Here is a 26211-nt window from a genome sequence, read left to right as displayed (position 1 = left end):
TACGCAAACAATGTATGTAACAAGTAATTTACTTACAAGGATGTGCGCGCTGCAGCTACAAAAACCGCGTCCGCCCGCAGCGCCGCTATGCGCATGTGGCGGCATGATTTTTTTGGCTGAATGGCTTTTATCCAGGCTTTAGCGCCCGTGACTTGATGCACCATCGGCCACTATGGCTGCTCTCCTTATTCAACGTCTGCGCGCTCTTCCCTGGCCTTTGCCGGCCTTGCTTACCTGGGCCCTGGCCTGGGCCTTGTTGCTGCTGGGTGTGCAGCTGTTTGCCTGGTGGGCGGCCTTGCTGCTGGCCTGTGCGGTCAGCACGGCTGCCAGCCTATGGGGCAGCAGCTGGTGGCGACGCCTGATGATTGCAGCGGGTTTTCCGCTGTCGTTTCTGGTGCACTCTGCCGACGCCATTCCGGCCTGGGGCTGGTTGCTGCCCCTGACGCTGCTGCTGCTGGTCTATCCGCTCAATGCCTGGCGCGATGCACCGGTGTTTCCCACGCCACGCGATGCACTGCAGGGCTTGCCCGCACATATCGAACTGGCTGAAGGCGCGCTGGTGCTGGATGCCGGTTGCGGCATGGGCGACGGCCTCATTGCGCTGCACAGCGCCTTTCCCGGGGCGCGTCTGCAGGGGCTGGAATGGAGTTGGCCGCTGGCGGCTTTGTGCGCGCTGCGCTGCCGTTTTGCCCGCGTGCGGCGCGGCGATATCTGGCTGGCCGACTGGAGCCCTTATCAGCTGGTCTATCTGTTTCAACGGCCCGAGAGCATGGGCCGCGCAGCCATGAAGGCCGCCACGGAAATGCGGCCCGGCAGCTGGCTGGTGAGTCTGGATTTTGCGCTACCCGGCGTGGAGCCCACGGTGCAGCTGCAGGGGCCGGGAAGGCATTGCGTGCGTGTGTATGCCATACCGCTGGATGGCGAAGATCAGGCCTTGCAAACCACACGCAAAGCCTGACCGTAGGCCGCCTGACCACAAGCTCGCGTTTACTTGGCGCGGCTGGCCTGGCTCACGTAAAGAGCCACGGCGGCAATGTCGGCCTCGCTCATCGTGGCCTTGAAGGAAGGCATGGCGCCAATGCCATCCTTGAGCGCACGCGCCACGCGGGCGGCATCGGGTTGCAGCTCATCGAGCACCGGACCGATGGCGCCTTCGGTGCCCGCATCCTTGAGCGTATGGCATAGGGCGCAAGCCGGCGTGGCCGTGGTGAACAGCGTTTTGCCGCGGGCCAGCTGGGCCGCTTCATCGGCCTGGGCCGCGCCGCTCATGGCGGTCAACAACAGGGCGGCGAGAGTGTAGGTGTGCTTCATCATTTTTATGGGGCGCAATCAGTCAAATACGGAACGCCCCGGCACCAGGCCCGGGGCGCATTCTTCTCAAGTCAAGTCTCAGGCGACGTTCACCGTCACGGCGTGATCGGCCCAGCTGGTGTTGTTGTAGCCGCTCTGGTTTTCGCCACGGGTTTCGGGCTGCACATTGCCCTTGTCGTCGGTGGCGCGGCTGGCCAGCACATGGTTGCCCTTGGGCAAGGCGGCCTGCAGCACGAACTGGCGCCAGGCGTAGCGACCCATATCAGGACCCACCAGGCGCGCAGCCTTCCAGGTCTTGCCGCCGTCCGTGGAGACTTCCACACCCTTGATGCCGTTCATGCCGCCAAAGGCCACGCCATGAATCTGCACCAGGCCGGGAGCCTGGGCACCGTCTTCGGGCAGAGGGCTGTTGATCCACGACTTGACGCTCATCTCCTGCACCGAAGGCTGGCTGGGGTCGCCCTTGCTGCCCGGCGGGGAGATGCGATAGCCGTGCGACATGATGTGGGCCTCGCTCTCCTTGGCGGTGAAGGCCAGCTGCTTGATGTACTTGATGTTGTTCACACCGGTATAGCCAGGCACGATGAGGCGCAGCGGGCCGCCGTGGGCCAGGGAAATCGGCTCGCCATTCATCTCCCAAGCCAGCAGCGCATCCTGCATGGCCGCCACGGGAACCGAGCGCTCCACGATCACGCTCTTGGGGTCCAGACCTGCAGGCAGCACTTCGCCGCCGGTACCGGTCATATACGCCAGACCATCGGCCACACCGCCCAGGGCCTTGACCACTTCACGCACGGGCACGCCGCTCCAGACCACGCAGCCGGCAGCACCGACCGTCCACTGCGTGCCGCTGGGCTTGCTGGGGAAAAAACCACGGCCGTTGCCCGAGCATTGCAGCACCATGGTGACCGTCTCCAGGCCCATGGATTTGAGCTCGCGCACCGTCAGCTGGCGGGGCTGCTTGACGCCGGCAATCTGCACCTGCCAGGCATCGCGGTCGGCCACAATCGATTCGGGCGGTGTGGGCAGGTTGTTGCGCACATACAGCTGGTTGCTGGGTGTGATCACGCTGGTGCCGAAAGCGGAGCGCTTGGTCTCTATCGTCGTGCTGCTGTGCACGATGACGGCATCCGCATTCTTGAAGCTGGCAAAGCCGGGCAGCGGCTTGGCGGCCGGAGTTGCCGCAGGGGCGGCCTGGGCCAGTGCCTGGCTTTGAAAGCTGGCCAGACCCACGGCGGCCAGCGCGCTGGCGCTGCCTGTCAGCAGGCGGCGGCGCGGCAAGGAAGTGGAAGTTTGTGGCATGGAATGTCTCCTCTTTATCGTGGTGAAGGAACGGGGCAAAAACCGGGATTCAGCTGCTGGTCTGGCCCAGCACCCGTGAGGCCACAGCCAGGGCTTGCTTCTTCTGGGCAATCAGTACCAGGGGACGGCCTTCGCGTGAGCGCACCACCTGCCAATAGGTATTGGCCCACCAGCCCTGTCCGTCAGGGAGGTGCAGGGGTTGGTCAAAGGCCAAGACGGTGACGATGCCGCCTTTTTCAAAAAAAGTGGTCAGGTGGTAGGCCCGCGCACCGTCGATATCGCAGGGTCGCATCAGCTGGGTGAAGCCCGGCAGCTTTTGCTGTGTGGGCCAATCCAGGTGGCGGGCAATCTCGGCCTCGGCCATGAAGTTGCCGCGCAGCGTGCGCTCGTAGTACTCATGCTCTATGGCCGAGCGCACCATCTCGGGCGGGCGCAGCGTCAGCACGCTGCCCAGGGCGGTGCTGGACACGATGACCGCAGCCAGCAGGATTTGCAGACCACGACGCGCATACCAGGGCGTGTGGCGCAGCAGATGGGCAGGCGGCTCGTCGGGCGCAAAAGCCAGCGCCAGCTCGGCCCGCGCACGCAGGTCAAAAGCCGTGTCGTCAGGGCGATCGTTGAAGTTCATGGAGTGCGCTTTCGCAGCGGTATCACGCTGGCGGCAGAAGTCGGGGTGGTGACGGTACGTGCAGGCTCTTGCAAAGCGGTCTTGAGCGCTTCCCGCGCCCGCGCCAGGCGCGAGAGCACGGTACCGGGAGCAATATCCAGCGCCTCGGCCATCTGGGCCGTGGCCATGTCGTCAAAGTAGTAAAGCACCAGCACTTCGCGGTGAATCGGAGCGATGCGGGCCAGGGCCTTGACCACATCCAGCTGCACGTCCAGCGCTTCGTGGTGGTTGACGGCTTCCTCGCTCAAGGCCTCCTGGCCCTGGGCCTGATGCTGCGCTGGATCAAAGTGGCGAAACGCATGGCGGCGCATGATCTGGAACAGCCAGGCCCGCGCCATGGAGGGGTCGCGCAGCTGGCTGCGAAAGCGCCAGGCGCTGGTAAAGCAGTCCTGCACCACATCCTCGGCAATGGCGCGCGAGCCCGTCAGCGCCCAGGCACTGCGCAGCAGAAAGCGATAGTGATCACGCACCCATTGGTTGTAGCGTGACTCGGCGGAGGAGATCATGAAGCTAAAGAGCGCATGGCAGCCGATTTCATTCCATGCTTGCGCAAAGATTTTTTTCGCTTGGCATTTTTGCTATTAATTGCAAAGCGGCATACGCATACAAATCAAGCTATTCAGCAATGAACAGACCTGAAATCGAATCCAATAAAGCGCCAGCAGCTACAGACTTTGCGCGTGCATGCCAAAAAAGCGCGCCGGCGGCATGCCCACGGTGCGGCGCACCATGGCGCTGAAGGCACTGGGGCTGTAATCGAGTTCTGCGGCAATGCGCTGAATCGGCCAGTTGCGCGCCGCCAGGCTCACCGCATGGGCCAGCACCACCTGCTGGCGCCAGTGGGTGAAAGTGCATTCCAGCTCCTGCTTGAACAAGCGCGCCACGGTGCGCGGGCTGGCCCCGGTATCGCGGGCCCAGTCCTCCAGCGTCACATAGCGCGTAGGATCGGCTAGCACGGCCTCGCACAGCAGGCGCAGGCGCTTGTCCTTGGGCAGGTTCACGCCCAGCTGCACGGCGCTGGCACGGCGCAGCTCGTCCAGCAGCAAGGCGCTCAGATGGTGTTCACGCGCCCTGTCCTGCTCGGACAGGTTCAGGCTGTCATCGGGCAGCGTGGGCAATTCGCGCGCCACGGCACGCAACAGGGCCGAGGCATTGAGCACCCGGCACTGGCGCCAGGCCGCTTCTTCCTGCGGCCCTACGTCGGGGCCGCAGCGCCCATCGGTCTGGTAGAAGTACATGGTGCGCAGATCGGCGCTGTCCACCATGGTCACCGCATGTTCTATGCCGGGCGGCACCCACAGCGCCCGCGAAGGCGGCACGATGAACGTGCCTTGCGCCACCGTGAGCCGGATGGTGCCTGTGCTGGAAATCGCCAGCTGCCCCCAGGGATGGCTATGGGGCTTGACCTGGGTATCCATCTCCAGCCAACGGCACTTGGCACGCACCGGCCTTTGCGCCGTGGGCACATAGAGGTGGGGCGTGATGGTATCGACATAGGCCGTGGCCTTGCCGGCCCGCAGCGGCTCAGTGGAGATGCTTGGCATGTTCACGATAGTAATTGGCAGACTATCGCATACAAGACGACACCTGTCTGCCTAAGATGCGTCATATGAACCGCCCCGCCTCCACAACACTTCAAAACCAGGCGCCAGACACGGTGCGCAGCGATGTGCGCACCATCAGCCTCATCGGTCTGGCCCATGGCTCCTCGCACTTTTTTCACCTGCTGCTGCCGCCGCTGTTTCCCTGGCTGATCAAGGATTTCGGCTACAGCTATGCCGAGCTGAGCGTGCTGGTTTCGCTGTTCTTCATCGTCTCGGGCACGGGTCAGGCCCTGGCCGGTTTTGCGGTGGACCGCTTTGGTGCCCGCCCCATTCTGTTTGCCGCGCTCACCAGCTTTGCCGTGGCCGGGCTGATTGCCAGCACCGCCACCGGCTACTCCATGCTGCTGGCGGCGTCCTTTTTTGCGGGCCTGGGCAATGCGCCCTTCCACCCGGTGGACTTCACCATTCTCAACAAGCGCGTGTCGCAGCAGCGCATAGGCCATGCGTTCTCGGTGCACGGCCTGTCGGGCAACATAGGCTGGGCCCTCGCGCCGCTGTTCATGGCCGGTATCACCACCGCCACCGGCTCCTGGCGCACGGCCTGCTTTTGCGGCGCCCTGTGGGCCGTGGCGGTGCTGGTCATCATGGTGCTCAACCGCGATGCGCTCGATGACCGTGCCGCCCCTGCGGACGCAGCTGCCGCACCCAAGACGGCTGCCAGCGCTGCCGCCGTGGCCCAGGAGCACCCCATGGCCTTCATGAAGCTGCCATCGGTGTGGCTGTGCTTCTCCTTCTTCTTCTGGAGCACCTGCGCCCTGAGCGCCATCCAAAGCTTTGCCAGCCCCGCCATGCAGGCCATGTACGGCCTGCCGCTGAGCGTGACGGCGCTGATCGTGACCGGCTACATGTTGTGCGGCGCCGCAGGCATGGTGGTGGGCGGCTTTCTGGTGGGCCGCGTGCAAAGGCTGGAGAAGGTGATCTCCATCTGCATGCTGGGCTCGGCCCTGCTGCTGCTCATCGTGGGCACCGGCTGGCTGCCCGGCATGGTAGCCGTGGTCGTGGCCTCCCTCGCCGGTCTGGGCACCGGCCTGGCCGGCCCCTCGCGCGACATGCTGATCAAGCGCGCTGCGCCTCCCGGCGCCACGGGCCGCGTGTACGGCACGGTGTACTCGGGTCTGGATCTGGGCTTTTGCCTGGCCGCCCCCGTGTTCGGCTACATGCTGGACCACCAGATGAACAACACCGTGTTCTACGGCTCGGCGATTGCGCTGGCTCTGTCCGTGGTGTCTGCCGTCATCGTGGGCGACGGCGTGAGCAAGAAAAGCAAGATCGCCATGGCCGCGGCCTGACGGCCTTGGCGGATTTCCGAAAGCCCTGCGTGCCCAGCCCGCAGGGCTTTTTTCATGGCGTCGCAATTTCCAGTGTTTACCCTGATTCATCCAGCCGCCGACGCATGAGCGCGGCTGCTAAGCTGCAACAGGTCAAGGCAACACACAGCCCTTGCAAAGACTGGCTTGTGCACTATCAAAAGCAAAGCACATCAAGCCACCCCCTCTACCCTGACAGGAGACATATTCCTTATGCGTTGGAATTCGAATCGCGCTGCCTCGGCAGCTGGCACCCTCTTTCGCGCCACCCCTCTGGCACTGGCTCTGGCCTTTGGTGCAGCCCATGCCGCGCCCCAGGGCGAGATGCTCAAGCTGGCGCAAAAAGAGCAGCAACCGCTGCTCGATACGCTGCGCGATCTGGTGCATATCGAATCCGGTAGCAAGGATGTGGAAGGCGTCAAGAAGATTGCCGAATACATTGCCGGCAAGCTGCGCGCCCAGGGCGGCAAGGTGGAAGTCATCACGCCCACGGACGTGTACCGCCTGGACGACACACCCGAGAAGATCGGCCCCATGGTGCACGCCGAATTCAAGGGCAAGGGCAGCAGCCGCATCATGCTGATCGCCCACATGGACACGGTGTATCTACCCGGCATGATCAAGGATCAGCCCTTCCGCATCGACGGCGACAAGGCCTACGGCCTGGGCATTGCCGACGACAAGCAAGGCGTGGCGCTGATTCTGCACACCATGCCCTTGCTCAAGGCCCTGGGCATCGATGACTTCGGCACGCTGACCGTGCTGATCAACGGCGACGAGGAAATCAGCTCGCCCGGCGCACGCAGCACCATCACCCGCCTGGGTGCTGAGCAGGACGCCGTGTTCTCGTTCGAAGGCGGCGGCACCGACGGCAGCCTGCGCCTGGCAACCAGCGGCATTGGATCGGCCTATCTGAAAGTGCTGGGCAAATCGTCGCACGCCGGCGCCAAACCCGAGGACGGCGTGAATTCGCTGTACGAGCTGTCGCACCAGATCCTGCAGATGAAGGATTTGTCCAAGCCCGAACAAGGCCTCAAGCTCAACTGGACAGTGTCCAAGGCCGGTACCAACCGCAATGTGATTCCCGCAGAATCGACCGCTCAGGCCGATGCCCGCGCCCTGCGCGTGGAAGACTTCACGGCGCTGGAAAAAGCCATGCGCGACAAGATAGGCAACAAGCTGCTGCCCGCCAGCAAGGTAGAGCTGAAGTTCGAAGTGCGCCGCCCACCGCTGGAAGCCAATGACACGGCCCGCAAGCTGGCCAAGCATGCCCAGGGCATTTACGACAAGGAGCTGCAGCTGCCCATGAAGGTCATGGACAGGGCCACCGGCGGCGGCACGGATGCCGCGTTTGCAGCGCTCAAGACCAAGGGCGGCGTAATCGAAGGCTTTGGCCTCTCGGGCTATGGCGCCCACTCCAACGATGCCGAGTACGTGCAGATCAACACCATTGCACCGCGCCTGTACCTGGCCGCACGCATGATTCAGGACTTCTCGCGCGGGCAAGTGAAGTAATACAGATTTGATAGCGGCTTGCGCCAGTCTTTTCTGAACTGCAGACCGATTTCAATCTGAGATCCATAAGGAGCTGGTGCTGCCAGCTCCTTTTTTTATGGGCCTCTCTGTCACCTAATCAACAGACCCAGGCGCGCCGAGTCCCTACATTGATGAGCACCACAATGAAGGAGACAAGCCGTGACTTCCACTTGCCTGAACATACCCAGCGTGCAGCATCTGGTCAGCCCCGAAGAATGGCAGCTGCGCGTGGACCTGGCCGCCTGCTACCGGCTGGTGGCGCAATACGGCTGGAGCGATCTGGTCTTCACCCACATCAGCGCCCGCCTGCCCGGCCCCGAACACCACTTTCTGATCAACCCCTATGGGCTGATGTTTGACGAAATCACCGCCTCGTCCCTGATCAAGGTGGACATGGATTGCACCAAGCTGATGGAGTCCGCGTTTCCCGTGAACCCGGCCGGCTTCGTCATCCACAGCGCCGTGCATGCCGTACGCCCCGATGTGCAATGCGTGCTGCACACCCACACGCGGGCCGGCGTGGGCGTGGCGGCGCAGAAAAACGGTGTGCTGCCCATCAGCCAGCAAAGCACTTTTGTCCTGGCCTCTCTGGCCTATCACGACTACGAGGGCGTGGCTTTTCGCGAAGCCGAGGCACCGCGCCTGCAGGCCGATATGGGCACGGCCAACTTTCTCATGCTGCGCAACCACGGTCTGCTGACTTGCGGTGCCACGATTGCCGATGCTTTTCTGTCCATGTATGTGTTCGAGTCCGCCTGCCAGATCCAGCTGGCCGCCCAGTCCGGCGGCAGCGAGCTGACGCAGGTGAATCCGCAAATCATTGAAGGCGTGGCCCATGCCATGCAGGTGCAGACCGGCGGCCTGGGCGGGCAGTTTGCCTGGCCGGCGCTGCTGCGCAAACTCGATCGCATCGACCCCGGTTATAGGAGCTGAAGCGGCCCGCGCAGATGCAAAAAAGGCATCCAGTGGGATGCCTTTTTTGCGACCTCAGCGGCGGCGTATACGGTAGAGACAGTGTTCGGCCAGTGCATGGTCCGCTGGCAAGGCCGGGTGCATAAAGGTCTGGGCATCGGCCTGCATTCCCAGGCGCTGCATCACGGCCTGAGACCGCAGGTTCTGCACCGCCGTGAACGAAACCACCTCGTCGAGCTGCAGCACATTCCAGGCAAAATCCAGCGCGGCTTTCGCCCCTTCGGTCGCCAGACCTCGGCCCCAGAACGGCCTGGCCAGCCGCCAGCCGATTTCCACGCAAGGCGAAAAAGGCAGATCCGCCGTCGGAATATGCAGGCCTATCATTCCCGCCATGCGGCCCGTAGCGATGTCTTGGGCAGCCCAAAAGCCCCAGCCACGCTCGGCAATCAAGGCCTGACAGCGGGTGGCCAAGGCATCGCTGGACTGTCTGTCCAACGTGGCGGGAAAGTAGCGCATGACCTCGGGGTCGGCATTGAGCTGCGCGAATGCCTGGAAGTCCTGCGGCTCCCACTGCCGCAGCACCAGCCGTGGCGTGGTCAAACGTTCAGGCTTGGCCACGCAGCTTTTCGATGAGACCGTTGAGCTCGTCCAGCGAGCCGAACTGGATGGCGATTTCGCCCAGCTCCTGCGTCTTGCCGTGGCGACGCACCGTCTTCTTGATGCGCACTTCCACCTCGGCCGTCAGCAGATCGGACAGCTCTTCCTCGACGCGTTTGACGTCACGGGATTTGCCGTCTTTCTTGACGTTCTGGCGCGTCAGGCTGAACTCGGCACCGATCTTCTTGACCAGCGATTCGGCCTCGCGCACCGACATTTTCTTGGCCGCAATCTGGTTGCCGGCCGTGATCTGCGTAGCGCGGTCCAGCGTCAGCAGGGCACGCGCATGGCCCATGTCGATATCGCCGGCCATCAGCATGGTCTGCACGGGCTCGGCCAGATTCAGCAGGCGCAGCAGATTGGTGGCGGCGCTGCGCGAACGGCCCACGGCCTGAGCCGCCTGCTCGTGCGTGAGGCCAAATTCCTTGACCAGACGCGACAGGCCTTGCGCTTCTTCCAGCGGGTTGAGGTCTTCGCGCTGAATGTTCTCGATCAGCGCCATGGCGGCAGCGGCTTCGTCCGGCACTTCGCGCACCAGCACCGGCACCTCGGCCAGACCGGCCAGACGGGCAGCACGGAAACGGCGTTCGCCGGCAATGATTTCGTACTTGCCCGCGTTGCTGCCCTTGACCAGCTGGCGCACCAGAATCGGCTGCATGATGCCCTGGGCCTTGATGCTCTCGGCCAGCTCGTACAGCGCGCCTTCATCCATGCGCGTGCGCGGCTGGTATTGGCCGGCCACCATCACCTCCAGCGACAAAACGCTGGGCAGGCTGGCCTGCGCCTTGGCACCGGTATCGTCCTTTTCACTGACCTTGGGGCCTAGCAAGGCCTCCAGGCCGCGTCCCAAGCCCTTGGGCTTCTTTGTCACCATTGCTTGATCTTTCCTTAAAGGGTGTGCAGCAGCGCATGGCCGCTGTCCCAGAGTCCTAATCCGCTGGCCGTGTTGAGATGACCTGCTGCGCCCGCATTCACCATGCGGCTGCCCCAGCCCTGGGCCATGGTCTGGGCACGCTCCAGAGAGCAATGCGGGTCGTTCTCGCTGGCCACCAGTATCGACGGGAAGGGCAGTGTTTGCAGCAGCACAGGCGACCAGCCCGGCACGGCCGCACGCAGGCTGTCCTGCTCGGTGTCGCCGGGGGCCACCAGCAACACGCCACGCACCCGGGTCTTGGCGGCGTGGGAATGCGCGGCCCACCAGGCCACCAGAACGCAGCCCAGGCTATGGGCCACCAAGGTCACGGGGCGAGGTGCGTCCAGCACGGTTTCCTGCAGGCGAATGCTCCAGTCACCGCGCAGCGGATGCTGCCAGTTGTGCTGCTCCAGGCGCTGGTAGCCGTAGCGCTGCTGCCACAGGCTTTGCCAGTGGCCGTCATCGGAGTTCTGCCAGCCGGGCAGCAGCCAGACATCCTGAGGATTCAATGCATCAGATGTCATAGCTGACTGCGCTTGATGGATAAGAGAGTGAGGCCAGTTTCACGTGAAACATTCACATCTTCTTGATGCGGCGCACCATTTCCTCGGCAAACTCGATGAAGGCCTTGCTGCCCTTGGCCGAAGCATCGAACACCACACCGGGCAGACCATAGCTGGGCGCTTCGGCCAGACGCACGTTGCGGGGAATGACGGTATCGAACACCTTGTCGCCAAAGTGCTCCTTGAGCTGATCGCTGACCTGCTGCTGCAGCGTGGTGCGCGGATCGAACATCACGCGCAGCAGACCGATGATCTGCAGATCGGGGTTCATGTTGGCATGCACCTGCTTGATGGTGTTGACCAAGTCGGTCAGGCCTTCCAGCGCAAAGTATTCGCACTGCATGGGCACGATCACGCCATGGGCCGAGCACAGGCCGTTGAGCGTCAGCATGGACAGCGAGGGCGGGCAGTCGATGAGCACAAAGTCATAGTCGGCCTCGGCCGCCTGGAGTGCGCTCTTGAGCCGCTCGTTGCGTCGCTCCAGCGAGACCAGCTCGATCTCGGCACCCGAGAGTTCGCGGTTGGCACCCAGCACGTCATAGCCTACCTGCTCGGACTTGAGCGCCACTTCTTGAATAGAGGCATTCTCCAGCAGCACGTCGTACACCGTCAGCTCCAGCGCGCGCTTGTCCACGCCCGAGCCCATGGTGGCATTGCCTTGCGGGTCCAGGTCGATCAGCAGCACGCGCTGGCCCACCTTGGCCAGACCGGCTGCAAGATTCACCGTGGTCGTGGTCTTGCCTACTCCACCCTTTTGATTGGCAACGCAGAAAATTTTGGCCATGGATTTCACTTTTTAGTTGGAGGCCAGCTTGAGGCCAAAACCGATCAAAAACACACCGGCTGTTTTTTCCAGCCACTTCACCACCACAGGATTGGCACGCAGGCGATCTGCCAGCAGCCGGGTCAGCGTCACGACGATGGCGCTGTAAATGAAAGTGATGACGGCTACGGTGGCAGCCATCACGCCAAAGGTCAGCAGGCCTTGATGACGGGCGGGGTCCACAAACATGGGGAAGAAAGCCATATAAAAAACAATGGCCTTGGGGTTCATCAAGGTGATCAAGGCGCCTTGACGAAAATATTGGCGCGGCTGGATCTGTATCGGGGGGGCGTCACCGGGCTTGGCGGTGAGCAATCGGTAGCCCAGCCAGGCCAGGTATGCGGCGCCAATCCACTGCACGGCATGAAAAGCGGCGGGATAGGCGGCCAGCACGGCGGCGACTCCGGCCACCGCCAGCCACATCAGCACCTGGTCTGCGGCAATGACTCCGAAGCAGGCCGCCATGCCGGCGCGCACCCCGCCTTTGCCTGTGGAGGTGATCAGAGCCAGATTTCCCGGCCCAGGAATCAGCAAAAAAACGGTGACTGCCGCAACAAACGCACCGTAATCAGAGATGCCAAACATTCAAACCCTGCGCGATGGAAAACATGGAGTTTATGCGAGGGCCGTTACCTGCGCACCCCCTGCACGGAGATGCGGCCGATAAACGTTTGTAAAAAGTCAGGCCGCAGCGCGCAGCCAGACCACGCAGCGCTCCACATCCAGACCCGGTACCTGCAAAGGTTCCACGTGGAACACGTTCACGTCGGCAGGCAGGGCCGCCATCTCTTCTTCGGGGTGCTTGCCCTTCATGGCAAACCAGATGCCATCGGCCGCCAGTGCCTTGCGCGACCAGGTGGTGAAGTCCAGCAGCGAGGCAAAGGCCCGGCAGCTGATCACGGGGTACAGCGTCTTGAGGTTCTCGACCCGGTCATGAATGCCGTGCAGATTGGGCAAGCGCAGCGATGCCGCCACCTGTTGAATGAAGGCGGCTTTCTTGCCCACGGTGTCCACGCAGCTCACATCGATCTGCGGGCAGCAGATGGCGAACACCACACCGGGCAGGCCGCCGCCAGAGCCCACATCCAGCAAGGGCAGACGCTGGCCCTCTTCCACCGGCAGCGTCTTCACATGGCGCAGCAGCGCAGGCACGGCGGCCAGACTGTCGAGCAGATGGTGGGTCAGCATCTCCTGCGGATCGCGTACCGACGTCAGGTTGTAGACCTTGTTCCACTTTTGCAGCAGATCGAGAAAGTTCATCAGTAGATCGATCTGCGTCTGTGTCAGCTCCAGTTGCAGGCTGGCAACGCCGGCTTCCAGTTGGGTGCGCAATGCCTGGCTCATGCAGCGGCCTCTTCATTCTTTGCAGCAAAGCCCTTGAAACCGCCTTTTTTGAGGTGGACCATGAGCAGGGAGATGGCAGCAGGCGTCACGCCCGAAATACGCGAAGCCTGACCCAGGGTCTCGGGCCTGTGCTTTTGCAGCGTCTGGCGCACTTCAAAGGACAGGGCTGCAACCTGCATGTAATCAAAGTCCAGCGGCAGGCGCAGCTTCTCGAAATGCGAAGCCCGTTCGACTTCGTCTTTCTGGCGGTCGATATAGCCGGAGTACTTGGCCGTAATTTCCACCTGCTCGATCACAGAGGCACTGAGGCAGCCCAGCACTTCCGGCTGCACATCGGCCGACACATACTTGCCTTCATTCAGGCTCATGAGCTTGTCATAGTCCACACCGGGGCGGCGCAGCAGATCGAACAGGTTGTATTCCCGCTCCATGGCTTTGCCCAGCACGCGCTCGGACTCTTGGGCCGAAACAATGCGTGGGTTCACCCAAGTAGATTTGAGGCGCTCTGTTTCACGTGAAACAGCATCGCGCTTGCGGCTGAAAGCTTCCCAGCGATCGTCGCCGACCAGACCCATCTTGCGCCCCTCTTCCGTCAGGCGCATATCGGCATTGTCTTCACGCAGCTGCAGACGGAACTCGGCACGGCTGGTGAACATGCGGTAGGGCTCGGTCACGCCCTTGGTGATCAGATCGTCCACCAGCACCCCCAGATAGGCTTCGTCACGCCCGGGCGTCCATGGACCTTCGCCTCGGCACTGCAGCGCCGCATTCAGACCGGCAAACAGACCTTGGGCTGCGGCTTCTTCATAGCCCGTCGTGCCATTGATCTGACCGGCAAAGAACAGGCCCTGGATCTGCTTGGTCTCGAAACTGCTCTTGAGCGAGCGTGGATCAAAGTAGTCGTACTCGATGGCGTAGCCGGGGCGCAGGATGTGGGCATTCTCCAGCCCCTTCATGGAGCGCACCAGATCGTACTGAATATCGAATGGCAGGCTGGTCGAGATCCCGTTGGGATAGAACTCGTTAGTGGTCAGGCCTTCGGGCTCCAGAAAAATCTGATGGCTTTCCTTGTCGGCAAAACGGTTGATCTTGTCTTCGACGCTGGGGCAGTAACGCGGGCCCACGCCTTCGATCTTGCCGGTGAACATGGGGCTGCGGTCAAAGCCGCTGCGGATGATCTCATGCGTGCGCGCATTGGTATGCGTGATCCAGCAAGGCATTTGCTTGGGGTGCATGGCCGCATTTCCCATGAAGCTGAACACGGGCACTTCGCCCTCGTTCACGCCACCTGGCATGCCGTCGCCCGGCTGCTCGTCACACTGGCTGAAGTCGATGGAACGGCCGTCAATGCGCGGAGGCGTACCGGTCTTCAAGCGCCCTTGGGGCAGCTTCAACTCCTTCAAACGAGCCGACAGGGACACGGCAGGAGGATCGCCGGCACGGCCTGCAGCGTAGTTGTTCAGTCCGACGTGGATCTTGCCATCCAGAAAAGTGCCGGCCGTCAGCACCACGGTACGGCTGCGGAACTGTATGCCCACCTGGGTGACGGCACCGACCACGCGGTCGCCCTCCACCATCAAATCATCTACCGCCTGCTGGAACAGCCAGAGATTGGGCTGGTTCTCCAGCATCTCGCGAATGGCTGCCTTGTACAGAATGCGGTCGGCCTGGGCCCGGGTGGCGCGCACCGCCGGGCCTTTGGAGCTGTTGAGAATGCGGAACTGAATGCCGCCCTTGTCCGTGGCCAGCGCCATGGCGCCGCCCAAGGCATCGAGTTCCTTGACCAGATGGCCTTTGCCAATACCGCCGATGCTGGGGTTGCAGCTCATCTGCCCCAGGGTTTCGATATTGTGGGTAAGCAGCAGCGTTTTGCTGCCCATGCGCGCAGCCGCCAACGCGGCCTCGGTGCCGGCATGGCCGCCACCGACCACGATCACATCAAATTCCTGTGGGTACAACATGTTCTTGCTCCGGGCCACGCCCGGCCCTTGGACCCCGCAACGAAGCGCCCATGCTTCGGCTCTCATGGCGGACGAACATCCTTCGTACAGATGCCCAGCCCAGCGGGGAGCCCGCAATTTTCCCACCAATGGACCAACAATGCCCTGCCAGGGGTCTGCAGCCCTGTTTCACGTGAAACAGCCGCTGAAACCCTTGACCTAGCACTTGCCCTGATACGGCATTTGAAGCAGGAAAAATGCGTACTGCCTGTGCTGCAATGGCTGGCATGCAAATACTGATTTTTGCGGGCAGTACCCGCCAGGACTCGTACAACCGCAAACTGGCCAAGGCCGCAGCGGAGATGGCAACGCAACTGGGCGCGCAAGTGAGCCTGCTGGAATTGTCGGACTTCGATATTCCCATGTACAACGCCGACCTGGAGGCACAGGGCACTCCCGCCGACGTGATCCGCCTCAAGCAGATCCTACACCGCCATGCGGCCTGGATCATTTGCTGCCCCGAGTACAACGGCAGCTATCCCGCCCTGCTCAAGAACGCCATCGACTGGGCCTCCAGCCCGATCAAAGGCGATGCGCAATGGTCGGATGGCGTGCTGCCTTTTCGCGATACCGTGGTCGGCATGGCCAGTGCCTCGCCCGGAGGCCTGGGCGGCCTGCGCGCCCAATCGCACCTGGCCCCTCTGCTACTCAATCTGCAGTGCTGGCTGGCCCCGCGCAGCCATGCGGTAGCACATGCGGCCGATGCATTTGACGCACAAGCACAGCTGACCCGAAGCCAGGATATCTCCGGCATGCAAGCCCTGATTGAACAAGTGCTGTGGGCCGCAGACCGGCTGCAGACTACGGCCTCCTGAACCAGGCATGCAGACGACATGCTTACGGTTTAGCATGGAGGCTTGTCTTTTCAACTGAAAGAAAGCCACTCGACATGAAGCTTTACTACAGCCCTGGCGCCTGTTCCCTGTCTCCGCATATCGTGTTGCACGAAACAGGTCTGCCGCATGAAGCCATTCTCGCCAGCACCAAGAGCCACCAGTTGCAGGATGGTACGGACTACTACAGCATCAATCCGCTGGGCTATGTGCCCTTTCTGGTGCTCGACAACGGAGACACGCTGCACGAAGGTCCGGCCATCGTCCAGTACCTGGCCGATCAGGCTCCAGAGAAGAATCTGGCACCCGCCAACGGCACCATGGCCCGCTACCACCTGCAAGAGTGGCTCAACTTCATCGGCACCGAGCTGCACAAGGGCTTCGCCCCCCTGTTCAATCCAGCTACGCCCGATGACTTCAAGCCTGTGGTGCGCGCCAACGTGCTCAAACGCCTGACCTGGGTGGATGAGCAACTGGGCAACAAGGAATTCCTGATGGGCGACCAGTTCAGCGTGGCCGATGCCTATCTATTCACCGTCACCGGTTGGGCCCAGTTTGTGGGTCTGGACATCTCAGGCCTGCAACACCTCCTCGCTTACCGCGAACGCGTGCTGGCCCGCCCTGCGGTGCAGGCCGCGATGAGGGCAGAAGGCCTGCTCAAGTAAGCTTTTTCAAGCGCGCGCAAACTGAAAAGCCCGGCGAACAACACCGGGCTTTTTGTCTTCTGGAGCTCTGCATGACCTCGTTGTTCGACCCCATTACCGCCGGAACCATGACCTTGCCCAACCGCATAGCCATGGCACCGCTGACACGCAACCGCGCCCCCAATGCCGTGCCTACGGCGATGATGAGCACCTATTACGCCCAGCGTGCCACGGCGGGTCTGTTGATCAGCGAAGGCACGGCCGTCAGCGCCCAGGGCCAGGGCTATGCCGATGTACCCGGCCTGTATGCCGAGCAGCAGCTCAAGGCATGGAAGCAGGTCACCGATGCCGTGCACCAGCAGAACGGGCGCATCGTCACCCAGCTGTGGCATGTGGGCCGCGTCTCGCACACCCTGGTACAGCCCGACAACCAGGCGCCTGTAGGCCCCACGGATGTGGCTGCAAAATCCAAAACCTATGTGATCAACCGCGAAACCGGTGAAGCCGGTTTTGTGCCCACCTCAGTGCCGCGTGCGCTGCAACAGCAAGAGCTGCCAGGCATTGTTCGCAGCTTTGCCCAGGCCGCCGTCGCGGCCGTGGAAAGCGCAGGTTTTGACGGCGTGGAACTGCACGGAGCCAACGGCTATCTGCTGGACCAGTTTCTGCGCGGCAGCATGGAAAACCGCGCTCGCCTGATGCTGGAATGCACACGTGCCGTCGCCGATGCCATAGGCAGCGGCAAGGTCGGTATCCGCATTTCTCCGGTCACACCCGCCAACGATATTGATGATGTCCATCCGCAAGCCCTGTTCGAGTACCTGGTGCGCCAGCTGGCACCCTTGGGCCTGGCCTATATCCATGTGATCGAAGGCGCTACCGGCGGCCCGCGCGTGATTGACGAGCGCCCCTTCGACTACGCGGCCCTCAAGGCCGCCTACCGTGATGCCGGCGGCCAGGGTGCATGGATGGTGAACAACGGCTATGACCGCCAGCTGGCCATGCAGGCCGTGGAGAGCGGCTACGCCGACATGGTGGCCTTTGGCAAAGCCTTTATTTCCAACCCCGATCTGGTACACCGCCTGCGCGAGAACCTACCTCTCAACGCCTGGAACAGCAGCCGCTTTTACGGCGGCGGAGCAGACGGCTATACCGACTATCCCGCAGCAGCCTGAGGCAAAATTTTTTAGCTAAAAAAGGCTGGTAAGGCCTGAAAACAAAGCGCTATCAGCTTCTATTCGTATAGCTATACGTTCATTAAAAAATGCCCGGTGCATCACTGCATCCGGGCATTTTTCATGGTGCTTGGTTCAGCTCAGAACTGCTCGAGCCAAGGCTGCTCCTTCTGGGCTGTCAGGCTGCGATCGGCCAGCGAAGCAGGTGCCAGCCCCGGACGCGGTGCGGGCATGGAGCCACGCGCCGAACGCAGGGGTGCAAGCTCGGAACCTGCGGCCACACGGAACTGGCTGACCAGTTGCGCCAATCGCGAAGCCTGCTCGCGCAGCGACTGGGCAGCGGCAGCAGACTCCTCCACCAGCGCGGCATTTTGCTGCGTCATGCGTTCGATATCGCCCACGGCCTGATGGACCTGACCGATGCCCATGGACTGCTCGCTGGCAGCCGCGGAAATCTCGCCAATGATGTCGCCCACGCGCTGCACGCTCTCCACCATTTCCTTCATGGTCTTGCCGGCGTCTTCCACCTCGCGCACGCCGCCGTCCACGGCCTGTCCGCTGGTGTGGATCAGGCCCTTGATCTCATTGGCCGCCTGTGCCGAACGCTGGGCCAGGCTGCGCACTTCGGCGGCCACCACGGCAAAGCCTCGGCCTTGCTCACCGGCGCGGGCCGCTTCCACGGCAGCATTCAAGGCCAGGATATTGGTCTGAAAGGCGATGGAATCAATCAGCCCGATGATGTCGCCGATCTTGCGGCTGGAGCTGGAAATCTGCTGCATGCTCACCACGGCCCGGCCCACGATCTGACCGCCCTGCTGTGCCGTACCCGATGCCGACGAGGCCAGCTGATTGGCCAGCTGGGAAGACGCTGCCGTCTGCTGCACCGTGGCCGTCAACTGGGACAGCGAAGCCACGGTTTCCTGCACATTGCTGGCCGTCTGCTCGGTGCGGGCCGACAGGTCCTGATTGCCGGTGGCAATCTCCTGGCTGGCGGTTGCGATATTGCTGCTGGCATCGCGCACCTGAATCACCATGGTGCTCAAGCCCTGCTGCATCTGATCGAGGGCACGCAGCAGATCGGACAGCTCGTCCTTGCCCGTCACCGCCACTTTTTGCGACAGATCGCCATTGGCAATCGTCAAAGCCATCTGGCGCGCACTCACCAGCGGCGCGCAGATCGACTGCATGTTCAGCAGCGTCAGCGGAATCACCACCAACAGAGTCAGCAACACGGCTCCGATGAACAGCCAGCGCGTCTGCCTAGCAACCTCCTGCTCGCCGGCAGCCTGCACGTCCGACAGCTGATGCAGCATCTGATCGAGCTGGGCCAGCAGCTTTTCAGCTTCCATCACTTCGGCCAGCGCCTTGGCACTGGTACGGTTGGCGATGGTGGCCGAGTCATAGCCTCCGGCCTCCAGCTGACGGGCCACCGGCTCGAACGCTTTGCGGTAGTTGTCGATGCGGGTAATGATGCTTTCGGCAAGCACATCGTCCTGAGCATCCCGGTCGCTCGTAAAGCGGCCCAGCGTGGTCTTGGTCTGCTCGATCAAGCCCGCCCAGCGCTCATACGCCTTGCGCACTTCCTCGGGGCGCTCGTACTGGATGATCATGTCCTTCTCGGAGGCGCGCACGCTACCCAGCTCGCTGCGCAACTGGGCCATGTGTCCCATCTTCACATAGGGGCCACTCATGAAATCCTGGCTCAGGCTCTGGATGCGGAACATGCCCAGCATGCCGGCGCCGCCCAGCAGACCCAGTAAAACCATCACCACGCCAATGGCGCCCAGCATGCGCGTGCGTATGGTGAAGCCGCGCATCATTCCCAACATATTCATCAAAGCTCCCTCTTGTCTTGGCTCGTATCGGCCGCGACCTGTCTTTTACACTAGAAACACAAATTGTTTCAGCTTGTCAGAAACTAGGGAAATGTTCATATCGGGAACTGCGTACTCTGAGCGGCAGGCCACTGCCACACGGGCAATGTCTGAGTGCGAGAAAGCTTTGTTGCGTCAGATCAACCTCGCTGGCAACAGCGTCTTGTACCCGGCTTGACCTTGCCATGATGTCAAAGTTGATGATTCAGGCCATGGAGTCCACCAGCCCGGTGGCTTACCGTTCAAAGGAGCTATGTATGCAACAAGTTTTTGAAGTTCAAGGCATGACCTGCGGCCACTGCGAGCGCTCTGTGACCAACGCCATCCAGGGCGTGGACGCACAGGCCCAGATCAAGATCGACCGCAGCGCCAACCGCGTGGAAGTGGACAGCAGCGCCAGCCGCGAAGCCCTGTCGGCCGCCATTGCCGAAGAAGGCTACAAAGTCGCCTAAGCACCTGACAGCCCCCCAGCGCCAGCGGCACAGCAAGCCCTGAAAAAGGCCGCTGGCGCGCTTTTTGAGGACAACCCATGCCAAGCCCCCACCCTACTGCTAAAAGCGCTCAGAACTGGCCTGTGGTGATAGGCGAGGCTGCACGCCGCGCCGGAGTATCAGCCCGCATGGTGCGCCATTACGAAGCCCAAGGGCTGCTGCGCCCCGTGTATCGCACGGACAGCGGCTACCGCCAGTACAGCGAGGCCGATGTACATACCCTGCGCTTTATTCGCCGCGGCCGCGATCTGGGCTTTTCCATGGAAGAGATCGGCACCCTGCTCGGCCTGTGGCACAACCAGGGCCGCGCCAGCAGCCAGGTCAAGACCATTGCGCAGAAACATATTGCGGCACTGACCGAGCGCATTGCCGCCATGCAATCCATGCAGCGCACGCTGCAAACCCTGGTGCACTGCTGCCATGGGGATGACAGGCCCGACTGCCCCATCCTCGACGATCTGGCCAGCGCAGACACCGCATCCTCCCCGACTCCAAGGCGGTCGGCGCCTCGAAACAACGCTGCCGCATAGACCAGGGCTTCAACAGCCCTGGTGGCGCTGGCTGGCACGCAGGTGATTGTGCTGAACAACACAAGTACTGCAGAATGTTCTGTTTGACGGGCTCACCTTCGCAGCCCGCACTGCCATTGCCCTGCAATGGAGGAGACACAGAGCATGAGCACCAGAGATATCTTCGTCGTCAGCACCGCCCGTACCGCCATAGGCACGTTTGGTGGCGGACTCAAGGACGTACCCAACACCCAACTGGCCACCACCGTGGTCAAGGCGGCCATAGAGCGCGCCGGCATTGCGGCCGACACCGTAGGCCATGTGGTCATGGGCAATGTGATTCCCACCGACACCAAGGACGCTTACCTGTCGCGCGTGGCGGCCGTCGATGCGGGCTGCCCCATCGAAACGCCGGCCTTCAACGTCAACCGCCTGTGCGGCTCCGGCCTGCAGGCCATTGTCTCGGCCGCCCAGGCGATTGCCCTGGGTGACTGCGAAGTGGCGATCGGTGCCGGCTCCGAATCCATGAGCCGCGGCCCTTACTTCGACATGGCTTCGCGCTGGGGCGCACGCATGGGCGATACCAAGAGCATCGACTACATGCTGGGCATCCTGCACGACCCCTGGCAAAAACTGCATATGGGCATCACGGCCGAGAACGTGGCTGAGCGCTACCAGATCAGCCGCACCATGCAGGACGAGCTGGCCGTGCTGAGCCAGCAACGTGCAGCAGCCGCCATTGAAGCCGGCCGCTTCAAGGAGCAGATCGTGGCCGTGGAAATCGCCACCCGCAAGGGCGTGGTGCGGTTCGACACCGACGAGCATGTGCGTGCCAGCACCACGCTGGAGACCCTGGCCGGCATGAAGCCCGCCTTCAAGAAAGAAGGCGGTACCGTCACCGCCGGCAATGCCTCCGGCATCAACGACGGCGCCGCTGCCGTGCTGATGATGAGCGAGCAGGCCCTGAAGTCCGCCGGTGCCAAGCCCCTGGCCCGCCTGGTGGGTTATGCCCACGCCGGTGTGGAGCCTGCCTACATGGGTATTGGCCCTGTGCCCGCCACCCAGAAGGTGCTGGCCCGTACCGGCCTGAAGATCCAGGACATGGACGTGATCGAAGCCAACGAAGCCTTTGCGGCCCAGGCCTGCGCTGTGATCCAGGAGCTGGGCATGGATCCGGCCAAGGTCAACCCCAATGGCTCGGGCATCTCCCTGGGCCACCCCGTGGGTGCGACCGGCGCCATCATCACCACCAAGGCGATTGCCGAGCTGCACCGCACGGGCGGCCGCTACGCGCTGGTGACCATGTGCATTGGCGGCGGCCAGGGCATTGCCGCGATTTTCGAGCGCGTGTAAGTCTCTAGTCGACTCAGCAAAAAGGCCTGCCGAAGTGATCCGGCAGGCCTTTGTTGTTTATTGATTTGATAGCTGCCAGCGCTTTATAAACAAACGATTCAAGACAAGAATCATTTGAAATCGAGAAAAATCAAACGCATAAAGCTATTGAATCAATAGCATCTAGATCGCCATCAAAACGGTGCTTCTTCGGGAGCCGAATCCACCGGTGCCGTGGCAGGACCAGTCACCGTGCCCTTGCCAGCTGGGCGACCCTGGGCCAGACGCACAGGCAAGGTTTCAGCGGCGGGTAAAGCCGTTTGCAGGGAAGCCGGTAACCCATCGCCCAGCCCCGTGCGGCCTTCGCCGCCCAGAGCCTCGATCAGATCGGGAATCAGGCGCGACAACTCGCCCGTGGCAATGGTCACATCGGTATCAAAGCCGCCATCGTCTTGCGACTGGCCATCCATCACGGCATCGAGCAGCGCAATCTTCTTGATCTGCAGACCTTCGGACAGCACAAAGCTCACGCGGTCGTCCCAGGTCATGGCCAGCTTGGTCGGCAGCTTGCCGTGCTCTATGTGCTGGCGCACCTCGTCGATATCCAGCGGGTGGCGTGCATAGCGCACCACGGCCTTGGATTCGTCTGCCGCCTTGAGCTCGCATTCACGATCCACGGTAAAGCCTGCAGGTGGCTCCTGCGTCATCAGCCAGTGCGCCATGGCAGCCTGCGGACTGGTCTGTGTATCCACCAGCGCCAGAGAAAATCCGCTGAGGCCTTCAACCAGCAAGGTCACGACTTCATCGGCACGGCCCTGGGCGCTGGTATCGAGCACCAGCGTGCGGGCCTGCGGATCAATCCACACCCACATGCTGCCCTGCTTGGTAAACGCCATGGGCAGCAGATCCAGCTTGGCTTCGTCCTTGAGCTCTTTTTTCTCTTTCTTGCCGGGCTTACGGCCCTCGGTGGCCTCGATGTGCGCGGCCTTTTCATTGACCTTGCGGTTGAGCACGCTGGCCGGCAGCATTTTGGATTCGCTCATGAAGCGCATCACCCATTGGCCGGCCACCGATTCGGCCAGCGGCCCATGCTGCTCGCCACGCGGCGGCGCCCAGCCTACCGAGCGCTCCTGGGTTGCGCCGCATTCGGCAAACACCGTCTTTTGCAGCGCATCTTCCAGCGCCTGCAGATCGCCCTGCCAGCTTTCGGCAATGCGATAAACAATCATGTTTTTGAACATCAAAAACCTTCAATCAAACTTGTGCAGAAATTCCGGCTGCATCCGGTCACAACCCGGGCAGCCCACCTATGCATTGTGCCCAAGCAAGCGCTTGTTGCAGCAGGGCAAACTTCTTATTACTTTACAGAGCGGCTGCAAAACCTCACGCAGCAGAAACATGAGCAGCTCACACTTGCCCCATCCGCTGCCGAACGCCAATTGATGCGCAAGAACTAGCGGCCAGTGCTTGCACTTCTTCTGAAAGGAAATTGATATGACCCGCTTTCGCCAGACTCTCACCGGTGCCGCCGTTGCCACGGCCCTGCTCGCATCTCTGAGCCTGCCCAGCTTTGCCCAGACGGCAGCACCCGCAGCCGACAAAGCTGCCGCCACCCAGACCGCACATGAACAAGGCAAGCATCGCAGCGACAAGCGTGGCGATCGCCAGGAGCAGATGCAAAAGCGCATGGCCCAATTCAAGGCGGATCTGAAGCTCACTGCCGCTCAGGAAGCAGCCTGGACAACGTATGCCAGCACCATGAAACCCGCTGGCGAGCGCCCTGCCCGCATGGACCGCGAAGCCTTTGCCAAGCTGACCACGCCCCAACGTATCGACAAGATGCGTGAACTGCGTGCCCAGCGCAATGCCGAAATGGACCGCCGCGCAGAAGCCACCAAGGCGTTTTACGCCCAGCTCAACGCAGACCAGCAAAAGACCTTTGATGCAGCCAGCCTGCGCATGCACAAGGACCACGGCCCGCGTCACCATGGCCATCATGGTGGCAAGCCCGGACAGGAACGCCCGGCACCCGCACCAGCTGCAGCTAAATAAGCAAGCCGGCAGCGCCCAGGCGCTCGCCCTGCTCTCAAAAGCCTCTGGCCTCCAAGGCCGGGGGCTTTTTTCATGGCCCGTGCGACAGCTCACCGCACCTTGGCTGACTTCAGAGCCCCCTGCTTGCTGACAGCCAAACTGGGCACAGCTTCCTAAATTCATATCCACAGCAGTTGCAATAGCCAGCACCAGGCAAGCTATCTGCACTCCATCCCGATTGATGCAACGTTGGAGGGAGTTCATATGAATAAGCCAAAAAAGACAGCAGGCCACCACATCATCCTGATGCTTGGCGCCTTCGGCTGCACAGCTTTTGCACAAACAGCCCCGGCGCAGCAAACCAGCGTTTACCTGCAGTATGGTCAGGCCGAGCAGGCCGCCAAAAGCTGGACTCTGGGGCTCACCCTGCCCTGGCGCAGCTGGAGCTGGCAACTGGGCTCAGGACTGGTCACAGGCCACTGGGATCTATGGGTCAGCCGCTGGTCTGCTCCCTATCAGGGCGAGGACAAAGCCACCTGGATTCTGGGAGCCCAACCCGTGCTGCGCTGGCGTCCATCCATGGGCCAATCTCCCTGGTTTGCCGAAGCCGGGCTGGGCGTCAGCCTGGCAAGCAACCGCCGCTATATCAGCGATCACACCACGTTCTCCACACGCTACAACTTTGCGACCCACATCGGCGTGGGCTATCTGTTTGGTGAACAGCTGAAAAACGAAATCAGCTTGCGGCTGGCGCACTACTCCAACGCCGGTATCCGACAGCCCAATCCAGGAGAAAACTTTTTGCAACTGCGCTACGCACGCAGCTTTTGAAACCGGCATCGCCACCGTCCTGCTCCAGCCACCTTCGGGTGGCTTTTTTGTGTCCCCAGAAGATCAAGCAGCCTGTGTATAAACATGGTGATAAAAATTGGCTTATTTCAATGTTTTCCACAGAAAGAAAAGGCATCTCAAAGTTGTACCCAAAACAGCGACAGCAGCAGCAGGGGTTCGGTCACAGACTTTCACTCATTCTAATGGATTGATTTATAAGTGTTTTTTAATCTTATTCACACTTAAGTAGAGTACTTACTATTACTACTAATTAAAAAAATTAGGAATAGAAATAACAACCACAGGCATTTTTTCACAGGGCAGCCATGGCTTAGGAAAAAAAAACGCCTTCCGGTTTGACGGAAAACGCTTGATCGGTGATCACATCCGATCCATGCCATGTGTCCAATCGCAGTGGTCTGAGTCATTAACTATCAAAACAATAGCTAAAAATCTATATATATCAACGTTTAAAGGCGTTTAACAAACAAAAACTCAATTCGTATAAAACTGTGGATATCTGCGTATGAAAATTCATGTTTTCCACAGACAAGCCGGTTTCAGCAAAACTATTCATGGATGTAAGACAGCAGGAACAGCCCTCTGTACACATGCTTATTCTTGGAAAACGGGTTTGATTTTTATAGGTTTTCAAGAGTTATCAACAGAAAAACCTGTGCTCTATTACTACGACTATTTTTTTATAAGACTTTTAAAGAACAACTAGAGTCCAACGCCGTTCAGCATGAAAACAGCCGCTCTTCAGCAATCGATATCGCGCTTCAAACACGCTGCCGCGAGAGCAATTGCGGAAATCAAGGGCTTTATCGAAATACACGCGCCGCATCTGAAAAATTTGACGTAAGATGCGCTCCCTGCACTAAAGCAGCTGGGGATAAATCTCTTTGGCAAAGCCTTTGAATAGGAAGTTATCCACAGAATGTTCTGCACAGCGGTGGGTAAGTCCCCTGGGCTTGAAAAACGCTTGTTTTGGCGATCCAAGTGATCTCCAGCATGGGCTACTTGTGTTCAAAAAAATTCAATGATCTTTGTAGATGATTGTTTTTATTGAATTTTTATGTGAAGACTCAGTGGGTCGGTACAAGATTGCAGTCTTTACCCAGGCTAAAAAAGTCGCCCATGTCATTGATGAATGACTGAATTTCGTCCATGTCCGATTCAGTTCTTCATCACCGGTGGAAAGCCCGATGGCGATTTCAGCTGGAGATTTTTGAAGCGCAAGACATCAGGCGCTGTGTAGCGAGACCAGCACCAAGCATTGGAAGCGCTCGATGTCTGGGGCAGTTTTGTTAGAAAACTTACACCCTGCAGAGGCAACAGGGCTCGTTGTTCATGAACCGACAACATCTTCTGATTTGGGCAAAGCCCTGGACCTGGAGCCCCCATCACGATCTCGCGATCGGCTTCGAAATAGTGAGCAAAAGCGCTTGGTGCATCTGCATGCACGCAAGGCATGCGGGAAAAGGCGAGCAGGAGCTGACTAAAGCCCGCCTCAGGCTTGCTGCTGCCGTTTTGTCCCCTGCACGAAACACGG

27 protein-coding genes are annotated in these 26211 nt (G+C 61.0%); 13 read left to right on the top strand and 14 right to left on the bottom strand.

Features of this window, described 5'->3' with window-relative positions:
• The first annotated feature begins 172 nt into the window (after window positions 1–172).
• Window positions 173–958, top strand: a complete 786-nt coding sequence (locus tag EAO39_RS01235) for a class I SAM-dependent methyltransferase (protein ID WP_120965487.1) — start codon at window positions 173–175, stop codon at window positions 956–958.
• A 29-nt stretch (window positions 959–987) separates the two neighbouring features.
• On the opposite strand, the gene EAO39_RS01230 is transcribed toward EAO39_RS01235, so the two are convergent.
• From EAO39_RS01230 to EAO39_RS01210, 5 genes are all read right to left on the bottom strand, one after another.
• On the bottom strand, window positions 988–1314 hold the full coding sequence (locus EAO39_RS01230; protein WP_120965485.1) for a cytochrome c: 327 nt from the start codon (window positions 1312–1314) through the stop codon (window positions 988–990).
• A 75-nt stretch (window positions 1315–1389) separates the two neighbouring features.
• A complete protein-coding gene (locus EAO39_RS01225) occupies window positions 1390–2613 on the bottom strand; it encodes a sulfite oxidase (protein WP_120965483.1) in 1224 nt (407 codons plus the stop codon).
• Between the two features lie 49 nt (window positions 2614–2662).
• Window positions 2663–3241 (bottom strand): hypothetical protein, encoded by a 579-nt coding sequence (locus tag EAO39_RS01220; RefSeq protein ID WP_120965481.1) that lies wholly within the window; start codon window positions 3239–3241, stop codon window positions 2663–2665.
• On the bottom strand, window positions 3238–3786 hold the full coding sequence (locus tag EAO39_RS01215; RefSeq protein WP_120965479.1) for an RNA polymerase sigma factor: 549 nt from the start codon (window positions 3784–3786) through the stop codon (window positions 3238–3240). Before EAO39_RS01215 ends, EAO39_RS01220 begins: the two co-directional genes overlap by 4 nt.
• Window positions 3787–3945: 159 nt before the next feature.
• The gene (locus tag EAO39_RS01210) at window positions 3946–4824 is read right to left on the bottom strand and encodes a helix-turn-helix transcriptional regulator (RefSeq protein ID WP_120965477.1); all 879 of its coding nucleotides are present in this window, start codon (window positions 4822–4824) and stop codon (window positions 3946–3948) included.
• Between the two features lie 65 nt (window positions 4825–4889).
• Between EAO39_RS01210 and EAO39_RS01205 the strand changes: the two genes are divergently transcribed.
• The 3 genes from EAO39_RS01205 to EAO39_RS01195 all read left to right on the top strand — a co-directional run bounded on the left by EAO39_RS01205 (window position 4890) and on the right by EAO39_RS01195 (window position 8660).
• On the top strand, window positions 4890–6173 hold the full coding sequence (locus EAO39_RS01205; protein WP_120965475.1) for an MFS transporter: 1284 nt from the start codon (window positions 4890–4892) through the stop codon (window positions 6171–6173).
• A 231-nt stretch (window positions 6174–6404) separates the two neighbouring features.
• Entirely contained in the window at window positions 6405–7706 is a 1302-nt protein-coding gene (locus tag EAO39_RS01200; protein ID WP_120965473.1) for a M20/M25/M40 family metallo-hydrolase, read from the top strand.
• A gap of 180 nt (window positions 7707–7886) precedes the next feature.
• Window positions 7887–8660, top strand: a complete 774-nt coding sequence (locus tag EAO39_RS01195) for a class II aldolase/adducin family protein (RefSeq protein ID WP_120965471.1) — start codon at window positions 7887–7889, stop codon at window positions 8658–8660.
• A gap of 54 nt (window positions 8661–8714) precedes the next feature.
• Here EAO39_RS01195 and EAO39_RS01190 read toward each other — a convergent pair whose 3' ends face one another.
• The 7 genes from EAO39_RS01190 to mnmG form a co-directional block, all read right to left on the bottom strand.
• Window positions 8715–9257, bottom strand: coding sequence for a GNAT family N-acetyltransferase (locus EAO39_RS01190; protein WP_120965469.1), 543 nt, complete (start codon window positions 9255–9257; stop codon window positions 8715–8717).
• Window positions 9244–10170, bottom strand: coding sequence for a ParB/RepB/Spo0J family partition protein (locus tag EAO39_RS01185; RefSeq protein WP_120965467.1), 927 nt, complete (start codon window positions 10168–10170; stop codon window positions 9244–9246). The genes EAO39_RS01190 and EAO39_RS01185 overlap by 14 nt, the downstream gene beginning before the upstream one ends.
• 14 nt (window positions 10171–10184) lie before the next feature.
• A complete protein-coding gene (locus EAO39_RS01180) occupies window positions 10185–10733 on the bottom strand; it encodes an alpha/beta hydrolase (protein WP_120965464.1) in 549 nt (182 codons plus the stop codon).
• A gap of 52 nt (window positions 10734–10785) precedes the next feature.
• The gene (locus EAO39_RS01175; RefSeq protein ID WP_120965462.1) at window positions 10786–11556 is read right to left on the bottom strand and encodes an AAA family ATPase; all 771 of its coding nucleotides are present in this window, start codon (window positions 11554–11556) and stop codon (window positions 10786–10788) included.
• A gap of 12 nt (window positions 11557–11568) precedes the next feature.
• Window positions 11569–12180, bottom strand: a complete 612-nt coding sequence (locus EAO39_RS01170; protein WP_120965460.1) for a LysE family translocator — start codon at window positions 12178–12180, stop codon at window positions 11569–11571.
• A gap of 96 nt (window positions 12181–12276) precedes the next feature.
• Window positions 12277–12939, bottom strand: coding sequence for a 16S rRNA (guanine(527)-N(7))-methyltransferase RsmG (gene rsmG / locus EAO39_RS01165; RefSeq protein ID WP_120965458.1), 663 nt, complete (start codon window positions 12937–12939; stop codon window positions 12277–12279).
• Window positions 12936–14900: a tRNA uridine-5-carboxymethylaminomethyl(34) synthesis enzyme MnmG gene (gene mnmG / locus EAO39_RS01160; protein WP_120965456.1), complete on the bottom strand. Its 1965-nt coding sequence runs from the start codon at window positions 14898–14900 to the stop codon at window positions 12936–12938. Before mnmG ends, rsmG begins: the two co-directional genes overlap by 4 nt.
• Window positions 14901–15157: 257 nt before the next feature.
• Between mnmG and EAO39_RS01155 the strand changes: the two genes are divergently transcribed.
• The 3 genes from EAO39_RS01155 to EAO39_RS01145 all read left to right on the top strand — a co-directional run bounded on the left by EAO39_RS01155 (window position 15158) and on the right by EAO39_RS01145 (window position 17588).
• On the top strand, window positions 15158–15754 hold the full coding sequence (locus tag EAO39_RS01155; RefSeq protein WP_120965454.1) for an NAD(P)H-dependent oxidoreductase: 597 nt from the start codon (window positions 15158–15160) through the stop codon (window positions 15752–15754).
• A 74-nt stretch (window positions 15755–15828) separates the two neighbouring features.
• The gene (gene gstA, locus EAO39_RS01150) at window positions 15829–16437 is read left to right on the top strand and encodes a glutathione transferase GstA (protein WP_120965451.1); all 609 of its coding nucleotides are present in this window, start codon (window positions 15829–15831) and stop codon (window positions 16435–16437) included.
• A gap of 71 nt (window positions 16438–16508) precedes the next feature.
• Window positions 16509–17588, top strand: a complete 1080-nt coding sequence (locus tag EAO39_RS01145) for an alkene reductase (RefSeq protein WP_120965449.1) — start codon at window positions 16509–16511, stop codon at window positions 17586–17588.
• 140 nt (window positions 17589–17728) lie between these two features.
• Here EAO39_RS01145 and EAO39_RS01140 read toward each other — a convergent pair whose 3' ends face one another.
• A complete protein-coding gene (locus EAO39_RS01140) occupies window positions 17729–19423 on the bottom strand; it encodes a methyl-accepting chemotaxis protein (protein WP_120965447.1) in 1695 nt (564 codons plus the stop codon).
• Between the two features lie 296 nt (window positions 19424–19719).
• On the opposite strand from EAO39_RS01140, the gene EAO39_RS01135 reads away from it, so the two are divergent.
• The 3 genes from EAO39_RS01135 to EAO39_RS01125 all read left to right on the top strand — a co-directional run bounded on the left by EAO39_RS01135 (window position 19720) and on the right by EAO39_RS01125 (window position 21815).
• A complete protein-coding gene (locus EAO39_RS01135) occupies window positions 19720–19914 on the top strand; it encodes a cation transporter (RefSeq protein WP_120970553.1) in 195 nt (64 codons plus the stop codon).
• A gap of 77 nt (window positions 19915–19991) precedes the next feature.
• Window positions 19992–20483, top strand: a complete 492-nt coding sequence (gene cueR / locus EAO39_RS01130) for a Cu(I)-responsive transcriptional regulator (protein ID WP_120965445.1) — start codon at window positions 19992–19994, stop codon at window positions 20481–20483.
• Between the two features lie 144 nt (window positions 20484–20627).
• The gene (locus EAO39_RS01125; RefSeq protein ID WP_120965443.1) at window positions 20628–21815 is read left to right on the top strand and encodes an acetyl-CoA C-acyltransferase family protein; all 1188 of its coding nucleotides are present in this window, start codon (window positions 20628–20630) and stop codon (window positions 21813–21815) included.
• Between the two features lie 173 nt (window positions 21816–21988).
• On the opposite strand, the gene EAO39_RS01120 is transcribed toward EAO39_RS01125, so the two are convergent.
• Window positions 21989–23035 (bottom strand): recombination-associated protein RdgC, encoded by a 1047-nt coding sequence (locus EAO39_RS01120; protein ID WP_120965441.1) that lies wholly within the window; start codon window positions 23033–23035, stop codon window positions 21989–21991.
• 253 nt (window positions 23036–23288) lie between these two features.
• Between EAO39_RS01120 and EAO39_RS01115 the strand changes: the two genes are divergently transcribed.
• The 3 genes from EAO39_RS01115 (at window position 23289) to EAO39_RS22420 (ending at window position 25383) form a co-directional block, all read left to right on the top strand.
• Window positions 23289–23846 (top strand): Spy/CpxP family protein refolding chaperone, encoded by a 558-nt coding sequence (locus tag EAO39_RS01115; RefSeq protein ID WP_120965439.1) that lies wholly within the window; start codon window positions 23289–23291, stop codon window positions 23844–23846.
• Window positions 23847–24131: 285 nt separating this feature from the next.
• Window positions 24132–24656 carry an acyloxyacyl hydrolase gene (locus EAO39_RS01110; RefSeq protein WP_240467063.1) on the top strand — a complete coding sequence of 175 codons (525 nt, stop codon included), beginning with the start codon at window positions 24132–24134 and terminating at the stop codon, window positions 24654–24656.
• Between the two features lie 526 nt (window positions 24657–25182).
• Entirely contained in the window at window positions 25183–25383 is a 201-nt protein-coding gene (locus tag EAO39_RS22420; RefSeq protein ID WP_162989465.1) for a hypothetical protein, read from the top strand.
• Window positions 25384–26211 lie beyond the last annotated feature (828 nt).

It is taken from the genome of Comamonas sp. lk, assembly GCF_900564145.1.
In the GTDB taxonomy this organism is placed as follows: domain Bacteria; phylum Pseudomonadota; class Gammaproteobacteria; order Burkholderiales; family Burkholderiaceae_C; genus Comamonas.
Note: the sequence above shows the minus strand (reverse complement) of the source record. Positions and strands in the feature narration are given on the sequence as shown.